Source organism: Paenibacillus sp. FSL R5-0887, from assembly GCF_038002305.1.
In the GTDB taxonomy this organism is placed as follows: domain Bacteria; phylum Bacillota; class Bacilli; order Paenibacillales; family Paenibacillaceae; genus Paenibacillus_AQ; species Paenibacillus_AQ odorifer.
In genome coordinates this window covers 88,525-102,855 of record NZ_JBBOCE010000002.1, presented here as the reverse complement: position 1 = coordinate 102,855, position 14,331 = coordinate 88,525, and the positions used below count along the sequence as shown (strand labels likewise).

The following is a 14,331-nucleotide window of genomic DNA, read 5'->3' as shown; positions in this document are numbered from 1 at the left end:
AAATTGGTATAATTTAACGAAGAGGTTTTCGACTACGGGGAGGTTTGGACATGACACAGCGTGTGCTGCTGATTGAGGACGACGAAGCAATCAGTGAAATGGTCAGGTCTTATTTGGTAAAAGAAGGTTATGAGATTGAAGCTGTATTTGACGGTGAAGTAGCGGAGAGAACATTTCGGACCGGTGGTCCATTTGATCTTGTACTGTTAGACCTTATGCTGCCGAAGCGTAGCGGGACTGACATTCTTCAGACTATTCGTGCGGGGAGTCTGGTTCCAGTGTTGATCATGTCCGCCAAAGACAGTGATGTAGATAAAGCGCTTGGGTTAGGCTTTGGGGCGGATGATTATATTACGAAGCCCTTTTCTATGATTGAGCTAGCGGCTAGGGTGAAGGCAGCGATCCGTCGTGCAGGTTATGCATCTCCCAGTATCCAAGTGGAAGATCAAGCTCCGGTGAAGCAAATGATCTCCATTGGCCGATTGACTGTAGATTTAGATAACTTCTCTGCGTTGAAGAACGGGGAAGAAGTAAAGCTAACGTCGAAGGAATTTCATATTCTTAAGCTGTTTGTGACGCATCCGGGCCGAGTATTTACCAAAGCGCAGATTTATGCGAGCGTATGGGAGGATGATTATTTCGGGGATGAGAACGTCATTAATGTACATATGAGAAGATTGCGTGAAAAAATAGAAGACGATCCCTCCCATCCCGAATACATTAAGACGTTATGGGGCATCGGGTATAAGCTGGGAGAACAGCTATAATGATTGCGGTGCTAGGTGTTGTCATTGTGCTCTTACTCGCCGTCATTGTGTGGCAATATCAGAATTCGCGTAAAGCTTCTAATGATTTGCGATATATGCATGACAAGTTAAGCAGCATTATGGAGGAAGGCTCACATGAAAGATTGCTGCTGTTCAGCGGTAATTTGGAGCTGCAAAGCGTGCTGATTGACCTGAACCGGCTGCTGGATATCAATCATAAAGGAAGCATTGAGCGCGTTAGGCTGGAGAAATCCATGCGTAATATGCTGTCTAATATTTCTCATGATCTTAAGACTCCGCTAACGGTTGTGCTTGGTTATATTGAGACCATTCAACAGGATGAGCATTTGCCGGCCGGGGAACGGGAACGAATGATGAAGATGATTCATCAAAAAGCCAATGAAGTGATCCAGCTGATGAACAAGTTTTTTGATTTGTCCAAGCTGGAATCAGGGGATCGGGAAATTGCGCTTTCACGAGTTGAGGCAGGTGAAGTATGCAGACGCAACATCCTTTCTTTCTATGATATCCTCAGCGCTAAGGGCAGTGAGGTGGAGATTGAGATTCCGGATGAGGCTGTTTACTTCATGGGAAATGAAGAGGCTCTTGATCGAATATTGTCCAATCTGTTGTCGAACGCAATTTCTTATGGCGACGCTGGGAGCGTATTAGGATTAAAGCTCTATAGTGATGAGAACAAAGTATACATAGAGGTGTGGGACCGGGGAAAAGGCATCAGTGAAGTACACCAGGATAAAGTATTTGAGCGTCTGTATACGCTGGAAGACTCAAGAAATCGGGCTTATCAAGGCAGCGGTCTAGGTCTGACGATCACCAAAAGATTAACGGAGCAAATGAATGGAACGATTACACTGGTTAGTCAGCCGTATGTGAGAACGGTGTTTACCCTTACTTTTCGCAGATTACGCTTCTAAGGAATAGAATTGTGCGCAGCTTAAGATTTTCGTAAGAAACGAGTAATAAAAAAGAAAATTCTGCTGTGTACAATAAGAACTAAGGAAGACGAGACGAAAACAAAGGGGAGCGCGGAATTGACTACAATACTTCGGACAAGAAATTTAACGAAAACCTATCAAGGTAAAGAAGTCGTCAGCAATGTGAATATGAATATTAAGCAAGGTGAAATTTACGGGTTTCTTGGACCCAATGGTGCTGGCAAAACTACCGTGATGAAAATGGTCACGAACCTCGTTAAACCTACGAGTGGAGAAATTGAATTTTTTAATGAAAAAATGACTGAGCATTCTTACGAAATGCTGAAGCGGATGGGCTGCATCATTGAATATCCAGTGTTTTATGATAAATTGACAGCCAAAGAAAATCTGATTTTGCACGGAGAGTACATGGGCTATTATGATCCGCAAGCGATTGGTGAAGCGCTGGAGCTGGTAAAGCTCACAGGTGTCGATAAAAAGCCGGTGAAGCAATTTTCACTTGGGATGAAGCAACGTCTGGGTATTGCCAGAGCCTTCATGACGAAACCTGAGCTGCTCATTTTGGATGAGCCGATTAATGGGCTAGATCCTGTGGGAATCAAGGAGATGCGTGAAGTGTTCCGGATGCTTAGCCGTGAATATGGAATGACGTTACTTGTATCTAGTCATATTCTGGGGGAAATAGAGCAGATTGCTGATACGATCGGTGTGATCCGGCAGGGTGCTCTGGTAGAAGAAGTGGCGATGGATTCCATTCGTGGCCAAAATACTGAATATATCGAAGTGGTTACGAATGAGATTAATAAAGCAGTGTATGTGTTGGAGCATAAGCTTGGGCTTAATAATTTCAAAGTGCTGGACCATATTACAGTTAGAATATATGACGGTGGAATCTCACAACGTGATCTGAATAAGGCGTTAGTGCTAGCAGATGTGGAAATTGAAAGTATCAGCAAAAAACAACATACGCTTGAAGATCATTTTCTGCAATTGATTGGGGGTGAAGGCATTGCTTAAATTAATATCTTTGGAGATTCGGAAGAATAAGCTAAAAACGCTTCTTACAGGTGCAGCAATCGTCAATCTTGCGATTCTTGCGTTTATGATTATGGTTTTATTCGTTGATCAAAATGAGAGCGAACCGTCATTTGCTTCTTATGCAGAGTTGTTTGAGGGCGTGTTCGTTTTTGTAAAGGCTGCTTATATTATTTTCGCTTCGGTTATTATTAGCAAGCTGGTGATTGATGAGTATAAGAACAACACCATTACTCTTCTCTTCATGTATCCTATCTCACGTAAAAAGCTGATGACTGCGAAAATATTGATAGTGTTCGCCTTCACATTTGTTGCCATAATCGTGGCAGACATTGTAGTCGGCGCTATCCTAATAGGATTCAATTCCTTTGCAGGGCTTATTCCGGGTGAACTGACCCTTCATGTAATCACTTCAGAGCTGATTAAGTTAGGCGCAAACGCTTTTTACGCAGCGGGTATTGCTCTAATCCCATTGTACTTTGGAATGAAGAAAAAATCGGTCCCTGCCACCATCGTCTCAGCTGTGTTAGTTACCTCCTTAATTTCTGGGGGATTTGATCAAGCTCGCTTAGGTAATTTAGCGGCGGTGTCGATCTCACTTGGATTGCTAGGAGCAGGTATTGCCTATATGGCTATTCGCAACATTGAACATAAAGATATAGCCTAATAGATTCGGAATTCACCCCCTTTTATAACCCTTTTGTAACGATGAAAAAGCATCGTGATTGGGATTATAAAGGGGGGATTTGACGTTTATCTACGACTGATTTCCGTAATTTTGATATAATAGATATGAAATATATTTTAAATTTTAGATGAACATTGCTCGTTTAGGGGTAATGATAATGGATGAGAGAGCCTGAGGGGATGTGAACTGTGGATAAAGACTGGACGTCCATTCTGAGACGGTTGCTTTCGGAAGAGAGCGCTTATAAATCGTTATATGACCAACATCCTGATTTGATATTCGTTCTGGATAGACAAGGTCGCTGCGTAGGAACCAACCGAACTTTTCATCTAGGCTTGAGCGCAGAAGCGAAGTTGCAAAATACAAGTCCGATATCAGCAAAGAGAAAAAATCTTGGCAATATTGCTAGTTTTGAGGCTGCTCTGCAGGGGAACTCCTCAAGCTTTGAGCTACAAGATTTAGAGAATCCCAAAAAAGGCTCGGATTGCGTAGGCGTTAAACTTTTACCCATCAGAACGGAAGAAGGGATCGCCGGGGTATTCGCGATTACCCAAGTGGCTAACGGAAGCGCTCTTTTACATGCGGAATTGTTACAAGACTGGCTAGATGAATTAGCGGACACCTTAGATACTGAATTACCTATCACGGGCGAAGTGGAGATAAGCTCCAAAGATAGCTCAATAGTAGCTGTGAAGGATCAACAATCGAGTCTCATTCTGAATTCCGTCTCTGCGGGAATCTTTGTGCTGGATACAACGGGGCGCGCTCTATTTATTAATCGTGAGGCAGCGGATATGTTAGGCTACCAACCAACAGAATTGATGGGTCTGAAGCTTATGGATTATATCCATCATATCCAAGGTGATGGTTCACGTTATTCGACACCTGATTGCCAGATTAGTCTTACGATAGAGGATGGAATCATCCGCAAGAAAGATGATGAGATCTTCTGGCGTAAGGATGGCACCAGTTTTTTTGTTAATTATCGGGTAGCACCTCTTATTGATGAAGGGCTGATCGCAGGTGCGGTTATTGCCTTCAGTGATATTACGAATGAGCGAGAAATCATTCGTGCGAAAGAATCAGCAGAGCAGGCAGCGCAAGCCAAATCTGATTTCTTAATGATGATGAGCCATGAAATTCGGACGCCGATGAACGGGATGATCGGAATGGCTGATCTATTGTTGGATACTGAACTTGGAGAAGAGCAGCGAGGTTATGCCGAGATTTTACGCAGCAGTAGTTATACGTTATTACAGATCTTGAATGATATTCTTGATTTCAGCAAAATGGAAGCAGGTAAAATGTCACTGCAATCCGAGAAGTTTGATCTCCGCGAGATGATCTCAGACGTCATTGATTTATTTGCACCGAAAGCGGAAGAGAAGAAGCTGGCATTACGTTGGTGGATGGATACTAGCGTTCCAACCATAATCATTGCTGATCCGATCCGCTTACGGCAGATTGTCGTGAATCTGGTAGGCAATGCGCTGAAATTCACGGAACGTGGGAGCGTGACCCTATCGGTGAAGAACATTCCACTATCTGATGAACAAGAATTTTTGTTGGAGTTTTCAGTGCGGGATACAGGTGTAGGAATTGCCGGTAACAAACTCAATCTATTGTTTCAATCTTTCTCACAGCTGCATCCGTCCATAAACCGTAAATATGGAGGTACAGGATTGGGACTGGCTATTTGCAAGCAGCTCGTTGAGCTGATGGGTGGGACGATCTTTGTAGAAAGTGAAGAGAATCACGGTTCTACGTTTCGTTTTATGTTGCCTTGCAGAGCAGAAGATATAGAGCTGGAAGTAACTTCAAACTAGGGGGGGTACACACAAATCTCCGGTCCATTTGCTTAAGAGGCAATGGCCGGAGATTTGTGTGTTATTAGTCCTGAAGCATATACATGAGACCTACAGTATGCGGCCCACAATGGCTGCCAATTACACAACCCGCATGGAGGATTGCTATTTCATTAACTTGAGTTTTCTCTCGTAGTGCTGCCTCCAGATAGAGCGCATCTTCTTCCGCCAAGGTATGGACCACGATGAGCAACTCATTATCCATTCGATCGACATGAACCAAAGCGTTCTGGAGCATTTGTTCCACAGCTTTTTCTTTTTTGCCACGGATTTTGCTGGTAGGTATGATGCTTCCATCTACCAGTCTAAGAACAGGACGGATTTTGAGCAGACTACCGATGAAGTTCTGCATGCCTGAACAGCGTCCACCCATATATAAGTAATCTAGCGTATCCACAACGAATTCAGTTTCCACAAGGCTGCGGCTGTGCTCCAGCATGGCTGCAATCTCTACGGCAGAGTGGCCCTTTTCAGCAGCTCTGACAGCCTTCATAACAAGGAGGGCAATGCCTCCGCACAAGGTTTGTGAATCTATAACCTGTACGCGTCCCTCAGGAAATTCCCCGGCAGCCAAAAGTGCATTCTGATATGTAGAGGATAGTGAGGAGGAGAGACTGATATATACAATATCTTGTCCGCTGCTAATCACGGGTTGAAATGCAGCAATGAAATCTGCTGGCGAAGGTGCTGCCGTTTTCGGCAATACTCCACTAGCGGCTACACGGCGATACACTTCCTCGGGTGTAATATCTTCACCATCTTTGTAGGTACCTTCTTCAAATACAACATAAAGAGGAACGATGCCGATGTCATAAGTATCCTTCCAGTTTTGAGGTAAATCGGAAGTGCTGTCTGAAAATATTTTTACAGTAGACATGAAATTCTCCTTCACCGATAATTCGGATGACAATAATCATTATAGAACTACATAATCTATTTATTATACCAAGACTATGCCAATTCTCAAAATGAAATAGTAGGCAATCACAAGAAAAAAAGACTATCGGGATTTCGATAGTCTTTTTAGTTCTATTCTTTTTTCGTAACAGGGATCCATATCTCACAGCGATAGTCCTCTGCGTCTGGTCTCCCTGGAAGATATAGCTCAAACTCAGGTCCGCCTGTGTGCTCGTAGCCTGTGGAAGGGAACCACTCCTGGAAAATGCGTGCCCATACCTGCTGGATCGCATCAGGCATCGGCCCTACTGAGGTGAACACAGCCCAACTTGCAGCTGGGATTGTTGTAGAAGCAAAGCCCTGTGCATCAGTCTCTGGAGTAGCTTCGACAGCGATCCAATAGGAGAAGGTTTCCTTATCATGGTTCATGTCAGAGCAGATGCCTAATAAATCCTTATCTTCACCGAGCTCAATCAGCTTATCTGACGTACCATTTTCATTAGCTTCTATCCACAACTGAGGGATGCGGCGCAGATTCTCCCCATCCTTCGTTGTCATTTCCTCTACTAGTCCGATAACATTAAAAGCGTCTCTTTTCTCAATTCTGTAGTCCATTTCTTTATCTCCCTTCAGTGATAGATGGAAGGAGAGTCTAGGGAAAGCCTTGAGCTGTACCCCTGACTCCCGCGCAGCAGAAGGAGTAATTCCATGTGCCTTGCGGAATGCTTTGGCAAACGACTCGGGCGAGTCATATCCGTATTTCAGTGCAACATCCAGCACTTTAACTTTAGAAATAGCAAGCTCCTGTGCAGCCAGAGTTAATCTGCGCTTACGGATATAGTCTTTGATAGATACTCCGGTAAGCATATTGAACATGCGCTGGAAATGAAAGGGGGAGGAGTAAGCAACCTTGGCGATTTCTTCAATGGTCACAGATTCCTCCATCTTGCTCTCCATATAATCTAAAGCTTCTTTCATGCGGATAAGCCATTCCAAGTCCGTCATCTCCCTTTAAGTTCATACTATCAGGCTGCATTTGCAAAATCCTGTTATTCCGTGCTCTCTAATGACAGGTAGCAGGCAGAAGGATAATCTCATAAAAAATCATCCTAAATAGTATAACTCAGGAAGATAGACAAAGTTAGTCTTTCAATCGATACACTCTTGCTTCATAAGGTCGTAATAATTCCCGTGTGGGTGCATCATCAGGGTAATTTCCAATAATAAGTTCCGTAGCCTTACTTAGCTCTGCGGAAAGATCAACAGTCTGTGGAACCTCATTGAAATTGAGCAGCACCAGCCACTTCTCGTCATCCAGAGTACGCGTATAGGCATAAATATCCTCATGCTCTGGCAAAAGTAGCTTGTATTCGCCATAAGCCATGATCGGATTTTTTTTGCGCAAAGCAAGCAGCCTTTGGTAATAATAGAAGATGGAATCCGAATCCGCCAGGGCCTGCTCCACGTTAATTTCCTTGTAGTTCGGATTAACTTTGAGCCACGGCTCCCCTTCAGTAAAGCCGGCATTCGCAGAATCATCCCATTGCATCGGAGTGCGCGCATTATCACGGCCTTTGATATGAATAGCGTTTAGCACGCTGTTAGGATCAGCGCCGTCTTCGGTAACCTTTTCGCGATACATATTGAGGATTTCAATGTCTTTATAATGTTCAATGGCTGTGAACTTTACATTAGTCATCCCGATTTCTTCGCCTTGATAAATATAGGGCGTTCCTTTCAGCGTGTGCAGTAAGGTAGCGAGCATTTTGGCAGAGATCACACGATACTTACCGTCATCCCCGAATCTTGAGACCATACGTGGCTGGTCATGATTGTTAAGATAAAGACTATTCCAACCCTTATCCGCCAGACCCACTTGCCATTTATGAAGAATATCGCGCAGCTTCGACAACGTCCACGGGGCTACGTCCCATTTGCCGTCAGGACCCGAGTCCACATCCATATGCTCGAACTGGAATACCATTTGCAGCTCTTTGCGTTCCTCGTCCGTGTAAAGGATGGCATCTTCAACTGTAGCACCAGGAGTTTCGCCGACAGTCATAATGTTATAGTTGGATAACACTTTGTCATTCATTTCATGTAAAAACTCATGAACACGTGGTCCATTCATATAATATTCGCCACCCCAAGCAAGTTCCCCGGGAGCAAGGCCGTCTCTATGAGAGGAAGGGAGACCTTCCACTTTGGAAATCATATTGATTACATCCATTCGTAGACCATCCACACCCTTGTCGAGCCAGAAGGTGATCATCTTGTATAACTCCTCACGCAGCTGCGGATTCTCCCAGTTGAGATCCGGTTGCTTGCGCGAAAACAGATGCAGATAGTATTCACCAGTGGTTTCATCCAGTTCCCAAGCCGGGCCGCTGAATACAGAACTCCAATTGTTGGGGCGCTCACCATCTGGTCCACCCGGACGCCAAATGTAGTAATCGCGATATGGATTATCTTTTGAAGAACGGGATTCTACGAACCAAGGATGCTCATCTGAGGAATGATTGATTACAAGGTCCATCATCAGTTTTATGCCACGGGCGTGCAATCCAGTCAGTAATTCTTCCCAATCCTGCAATGTGCCGAACTCATCCATAATATCTTGATAATCGCTGATGTCATAACCGTTATCGTCATTTGGTGATTTATATACAGGTGACAGCCAAACTACGTCGACACCTAGCTTTTGCAAATAATCCAGACGTGAAATGATTCCCTGCAGATCTCCAATCCCGTCACCATTGCTATCTTGAAAGCTGCGGGGATAGATTTGGTAGACAACGGCTTCTTTCCAAAAGGTTCTGTTCATTCAAAATCACTCCTTATATAAGTTATCTTCCTAAAAAATAAAGAGACCCCAAAAGCATTAAGCTTCAAGGGTCTCTTGGGTGTAAGTTTTATACTGTAACGGAATTGCTATCAGCAGTGATGCTGCTTAGTCCGTTTACGGTATATTCTTTGTCGTAGATAGTAATAGAAGCAGGGATATCAGTTTCATTCGTAACAGTAACTTGTGCATCCGTAACACTTACTTTCAGACGGGAGCCGCGGAACATGATTTTAAAAGAGTAAGCGGTCCAGTGACCTGGGTTAGATGGGCTCAGTGTCAGTCTGCCGTCATGCACGCGGAGTCCGCCGAAACCATGTACGATTGACATCCAAGTACCAGCCATGCTAGTGCTGTGCAAGCCGTCTTCTGTATCATTGTTATAGTTATCAAGATCCAGTCTTGAAGTACGCAAGTACATTTCATAGGCCTTATCCTTATATCCCAGCTCACTGGCTAGAATGGAGTGGATACAAGGGGAAAGGGAGGACTCATGAACAGTGATCGGTTCATAAAAGTCGAAGTTACGTTTTTTGGTATCGAGATCGTAACGGTCACCCAGGAAATATAATCCCTGCAGAACGTCTGCTTGTTTAATGAAGCAAGAACGCAGGATACGGTCCCATGACCATTTTTGGTTGAGTGGCAGATGCTCACGTTCCAGATCTTTGACTTGAATGATCTCTTTGTCCAGGAAGCCATCTTGTTGTAAGAAGATACCCAGCTCTTCATCCGCAGGATAATACATCTTAGCAATGATGTCTTTCCATTTTGTAGTTTCGCTCTCTTGCAGCCCTAGTTTGTCAACTAGCTCAGCATAACGAGTAGGCTCATTTTCTTGCAAGTATGCCAGTGCTTCCATGGTATATTCCATAGTCCACGAAGCCATACGGTTCGTATACCAGTTATTATTAACGTTATTCTCATATTCATTCGGGCCCGTTACGCCGAGCATTACGTATTTGTCTTTGCGTGATGCATAGTGAACACGTTCTTCCCAGAAGCGGGAGATTTCCACGAGAACCTCAAGGCCATATTGTCCCAGATAAGCTTTGTCTCCGGTGTAGTTCACATAGTTGTAAATAGCGTAGGCAATGGCACCATTCCGGTGAATTTCTTCAAATGTAATTTCCCACTCGTTGTGGCATTCTTCACCGTTCATCGTAACCATTGGGTATAGCGCACCTTTTTTGAATCCAAGCTTACGGGCATTTTCTTTAGCTTTCTCTAAGTGCTTGTAACGGTAGATCAACAAATTGCGGGCAATGGAGGAGTCCGCCGTACTGAGATAGAAGGGAACGCAATACGCCTCAGTATCCCAGTAAGTGCTGCCGCCGTATTTTTCACCGGTAAAGCCTTTCGGGCCAATGTTCAGGCGGTCATCTTCACCATTATAGGTTTGATTGAGTTGGAAAATATTAAAGCGAATCGCTTGCTGAGCCGAAACGTCACCTTCAATGATGATGTCGCTTTCTTTCCATTTTTCTCTCCAAGCTTCAATTTGTTCGGTCAAAAGAGTTACAAATCCGGCTTCCTTAGCAGCTTGCAGAGCAGTTTGGGCGGCGTCGACCAATTGTCCCAGACCGTGATTCCGAGAAGTAACATTGGCTACATATTTATAAATGACGATTTGATTGCCCGCTTGTGCGGTTACGTCCAGTTTGCTGGCTACATATTTCTCTTGTTCGATCGCTTCTGCTTCGGCAGTTACCTTCTCACCATTGACAAGGATATCAAAAGCCATAGCAGAGGTGACATGGAAGTCGAGTTTCTTAGTCTTAAGAGTGAGATGTCCATGATCAGGTCCCGCTTGTTTCTCAACTTCATTCCAGAATTTCTCGTCATAGTTGGAATCCTTGTTCTTCACATCACCATCAAGATAAGGAGTAATCGTAATCTTGCCTGAGAAATTAACAGGAATGATGGAATAGCGAATCGCGCCGATTTCTTGACGAGTCATGCTTACGAACCGGATACTTTCTACTTTAACTTCCTTACCATCTTCGAGAGTGGCAGTGAAGCTACGGGAGAGCGTTCCTTCTTTCATATTAAGTACACGGCGGAATTCGGAAACGGTGCACTTTGCCAGATCAAGGGGGGTACCCTCGATATCAATGTTAATACCGATCCAGTTCGTGCTGTTAAGTACTTTGGCAAAATATTCAGGATAGCCGTTTTTCCACCAGCCAACACGTGTTTTGTCAGGGTAGTAGACGCCCGCCATGTAGCTGCCTTGCAGGCTGTTGCCGCTATATTGCTCTTCGAAATTGGCCCGGCCACCCATAAATCCGTTACCAAGACTAAATACGCTTTCAGAAATTTCTTGCGTCTGTGGATCAAAGGATTCCTCAATAATGGACCATTCATCAATTGTTAAATATTGTTTCACGATAACCGCTCCTTTAAATATGTTAGGGGGATATATAAAATGAACAAATCTTTTGTTAAACTTCCGGTGATATAAAAGTGACTGCGATGAATCTTTGGACTTTCGATCGCTGTTATAATCAGATTTCTATATTTAAACCACATTTTGCGGATGAAATCTGATTATAAAGGCGAACGCTATGCTTCTACAGTTCCAAAATTCCTCTCCGTCACTTCATCACCAGAAAGTTAACGATTAATTATTAGTTCATTTAATCTCTGGTAGGAATGTCCATAACAACTCAAATCAGTACTATTTGAGTTCATTATGTTCACTATATTTATGCAAAAGATTCTTTGAGCATGGACACACTCATATGAGCGAGCGATGGAACCACAATATTCGCGGCACTGAGGGTTTCCGGCGAACCAATGCCAACACTGAACATACCGGCCCGGGTAGCGGCCTCAATTCCCGCTTCTGCATCTTCGAAGACTACACAATGTTCAGGTGCGGCATCCAGTGCATTGGCTCCTAACAGGAACACTTCCGGATCTGGTTTAGCAGCACTAGTATGAGTTCCATCGATGATTGCATCAAAGTAAGGGGTTAATCCGGTATTATTCAAGATCGTCATAGCGTTTTTACTGGCAGAACCGAGAGCGACTTTGATGCCATTCGTACGGCACTCTTTTAGGAAATCAAGCGCACCTGGCAGAATCTCAGAACTGTCCATTTTTGCAATATATTCGACATAACGATTATTTTTCTGTTCCGCAAGCTTAGCTTTCTCTTCTTCAGCAATCGTTAGTCCACCGATTTCCAGCAAAATATTTAGTGAAGCCGTTCTGCTGACTCCCTTAAGGCGTTCGTTATCTTGTTCTGTGAAAAGAAACCCCAGTCCATCTGCAAGCTCTTTCCAAGCGATATAATGGTATTTGGCTGTATCGACGATTACTCCGTCCAAGTCGAACAAGCAGGCTTTAATTTCCGACATTGTAGTACCTCCTAAAAGTTTTGACAGCGTCGTGATCCAGCGGATGCCGTATTAGAATCTTATTAAACCGTTTAAACTTTGATTAAGATGTGTAAGTTTATCCTAACCTAAGATCCTAGAAATCACCCATAAAGAACTGGATCATTAAGTATTGTATGATTTAGCGCAAACGTTTGTACAGATTTTCAAAAAATAAATGAAGCGATTAAACGCTTCACTTATTCATTCGGTTTTATGCTTTGCCTGAGAGTGCATGGATGACTCTCTCACGATCAGACGATGGGGAATGACAAATCGGTTGGTATGACCTGAACCGTTATCCGGACTCTTGATATTTTGGATAAGTACTTGTGATGCGGTGTAGCCAAGATGATAAATTCCTATATCAATACTGCTGATCGGAGGACTAGATAATTCAGATAATGGAATATTGTTAAAGCTTACAATGGCGAGATCGTCTGGAACCTTGTATTTCAGTTCATTCAACCCGCGCAAAATTCCGAACGATACCATGTCATCCACCGCTACCAGCGCAGTGGGTCGATTCGGCAAATTCATGAAAAAGGACATCGCTCTATAGCCGCTATCCTGTAGAAATTCACCCTCTACAATCCATTCATCCCGCATTTCTAAACCGCTATTCTGCAATGCTTTACGATATCCGGCGAGACGGTCACGAGAAACGATTAGATTAGGTGGTCCACTTACGAAGCCAATACGTTTATGCCCCATGGAAATGAGGTGGTTCGTAGCATCGTATGCTGCCATCACATTATCATTATCGACTGATAAAATATTCTCATATTTATCACTCCGGCCAACAAGCACGAATGGATAATCGTTGCTCTCTAGAAAATCAATAACGGCATCATCCGTACGAGAGTAAAGCAGAATAACGCCGTCAACACGGCGACCCTTCAGAAGTCGTGAAACGGCTTCCAGTTCTTCTTTCTCGTTCGCTCCGGAGCTTATCAGCACATCATAACCGGAACGGCTGGCTTGTGTAACGATCCCGCGAATTAATTCCATAAAAAATAGATTAGAGAACAGCTCTTCAGCAGGTTTAGGAAGACTGAAGCAGATGCTGTTAGTAGTTTTCGACACCAAGCTCTTAGCCATCATGTTAGGGGTATAGCCCATATCCTCCATAATAGCTTTAACTTTGCGGGAAGTTTCCAGGCTGATTCTGGGATGGTTGGACAATACCCGGGATACCGTGGAGGGAGATACTCCCGCTTTCTTGGCCACATCCTTAATGGTAACTGTCATTGAAACCTCCTTATGGAACCGTTTGCTTTACACAGTAATATTAATCTAAGAGTTCTAAATTGTAAATAGATAAAGTCATTCAAAAGGAGGAAATTGCTACTTTTGGAAGGAACACAAGAAATTTCAATGCAATATTGTTGCTTTTCACCAAAAAAGTATGAATGATTCGGGAATTTTGATCTTAATATGTATAAATGCGGTCTGAATTTTGTGAAAAGAGCATTCGCTGAATGCAAACGTATGGCTTAAAGGATGCAAGAACTTAGCTGAAAGGAAGGGAAGAACAAGTTTCGTTTTTATTGCGGCTTTAAATTGAGATTTTATTTTAGAAAATACTGGTTGACAATACCGTAAATTCGGCATTAGTATGTAAATCAAAATACAGCAAGCGTTTTCATTGGGTATTTTTAGGTTGTAATCAGTTGCGCTAACGATCGGGTTTTATGGACTAGTGTTTGTGCATAGCTTTTTGCAAACGATTGCACTAATTTTGACATGATGTATCAAGCTTTTACTTTGATAGAAGGATGGTGACAGCGTTGAATTGGCTTGACGAGCCCTACATATAGACCTTCTTCACCTTCAGAAGGAATTCGCATGATTTATAATCTCATAAATTGGTGGGGTTTGTGAAATCATGTATCCGC

11 protein-coding genes are annotated in these 14,331 nt (G+C 43.4%); 5 read left to right on the top strand and 6 right to left on the bottom strand.

What is annotated here, in order from left to right; genetic code table 11:
• Positions 1-50 precede the first annotated feature (50 nt).
• The 5 genes from MKY14_RS18540 (at position 51) to MKY14_RS18520 (ending at position 5,272) form a co-directional block, all read left to right on the top strand.
• Positions 51-767: a response regulator transcription factor gene (locus MKY14_RS18540; protein ID WP_340977086.1), complete on the top strand. Its 717-nt coding sequence runs from the start codon at positions 51-53 to the stop codon at positions 765-767.
• Positions 767-1,702: a sensor histidine kinase gene (locus tag MKY14_RS18535; protein ID WP_076195080.1), complete on the top strand. Its 936-nt coding sequence runs from the start codon at positions 767-769 to the stop codon at positions 1,700-1,702. The genes MKY14_RS18540 and MKY14_RS18535 overlap by 1 nt, the downstream gene beginning before the upstream one ends.
• 117 nt (positions 1,703-1,819) lie before the next feature.
• The gene (locus MKY14_RS18530; RefSeq protein WP_076126453.1) at positions 1,820-2,740 is read left to right on the top strand and encodes an ABC transporter ATP-binding protein; all 921 of its coding nucleotides are present in this window, start codon (positions 1,820-1,822) and stop codon (positions 2,738-2,740) included.
• Positions 2,733-3,425 (top strand): ABC transporter permease, encoded by a 693-nt coding sequence (locus tag MKY14_RS18525; RefSeq protein WP_076126455.1) that lies wholly within the window; start codon positions 2,733-2,735, stop codon positions 3,423-3,425. Before MKY14_RS18530 ends, MKY14_RS18525 begins: the two co-directional genes overlap by 8 nt.
• A 209-nt stretch (positions 3,426-3,634) precedes the next feature.
• Entirely contained in the window at positions 3,635-5,272 is a 1,638-nt protein-coding gene (locus MKY14_RS18520) for an ATP-binding protein (RefSeq protein WP_076281056.1), read from the top strand.
• Between the two features lie 64 nt (positions 5,273-5,336).
• Here MKY14_RS18520 and MKY14_RS18515 read toward each other — a convergent pair whose 3' ends face one another.
• From MKY14_RS18515 to MKY14_RS18490, 6 genes are all read right to left on the bottom strand, one after another.
• Positions 5,337-6,188: a DegV family protein gene (locus MKY14_RS18515; protein WP_076126458.1), complete on the bottom strand. Its 852-nt coding sequence runs from the start codon at positions 6,186-6,188 to the stop codon at positions 5,337-5,339.
• A 152-nt stretch (positions 6,189-6,340) separates the two neighbouring features.
• Positions 6,341-7,204, bottom strand: a complete 864-nt coding sequence (locus tag MKY14_RS18510; RefSeq protein WP_175618914.1) for an AraC family transcriptional regulator — start codon at positions 7,202-7,204, stop codon at positions 6,341-6,343.
• Positions 7,205-7,349: 145 nt separating this feature from the next.
• Positions 7,350-9,032, bottom strand: a complete 1,683-nt coding sequence (locus MKY14_RS18505; RefSeq protein WP_340977084.1) for a glycoside hydrolase family 13 protein — start codon at positions 9,030-9,032, stop codon at positions 7,350-7,352.
• A gap of 88 nt (positions 9,033-9,120) precedes the next feature.
• On the bottom strand, positions 9,121-11,439 hold the full coding sequence (locus MKY14_RS18500; RefSeq protein WP_076126463.1) for a glycoside hydrolase family 65 protein: 2,319 nt from the start codon (positions 11,437-11,439) through the stop codon (positions 9,121-9,123).
• 319 nt (positions 11,440-11,758) lie between these two features.
• Positions 11,759-12,415 carry a beta-phosphoglucomutase gene (pgmB, locus tag MKY14_RS18495; protein WP_340034199.1) on the bottom strand — a complete coding sequence of 219 codons (657 nt, stop codon included), beginning with the start codon at positions 12,413-12,415 and terminating at the stop codon, positions 11,759-11,761.
• A 222-nt stretch (positions 12,416-12,637) separates the two neighbouring features.
• Entirely contained in the window at positions 12,638-13,684 is a 1,047-nt protein-coding gene (locus MKY14_RS18490; RefSeq protein WP_076195090.1) for a LacI family DNA-binding transcriptional regulator, read from the bottom strand.
• Positions 13,685-14,331: the final 647 nt, after the last annotated feature.

Excerpts from the sequence above, each read along its gene's own strand:
- MKY14_RS18540 (WP_340977086.1), top strand. The coding sequence starts at position 51 with ATGACACAGCGTGTGCTGCTGATTGAGGACGACGAAGCAATCAGTGAA.
- MKY14_RS18505 (WP_340977084.1), bottom strand. The coding sequence starts at position 9,032 with ATGAACAGAACCTTTTGGAAAGAAGCCGTTGTCTACCAAATCTATCCC.
- MKY14_RS18515 (WP_076126458.1), bottom strand. The coding sequence starts at position 6,188 with ATGTCTACTGTAAAAATATTTTCAGACAGCACTTCCGATTTACCTCAA.
- pgmB (WP_340034199.1), bottom strand. The coding sequence starts at position 12,415 with ATGTCGGAAATTAAAGCCTGCTTGTTCGACTTGGACGGAGTAATCGTC.
- MKY14_RS18490 (WP_076195090.1), bottom strand. The coding sequence starts at position 13,684 with ATGACAGTTACCATTAAGGATGTGGCCAAGAAAGCGGGAGTATCTCCC.
- MKY14_RS18535 (WP_076195080.1), top strand. The coding sequence starts at position 767 with ATGATTGCGGTGCTAGGTGTTGTCATTGTGCTCTTACTCGCCGTCATT.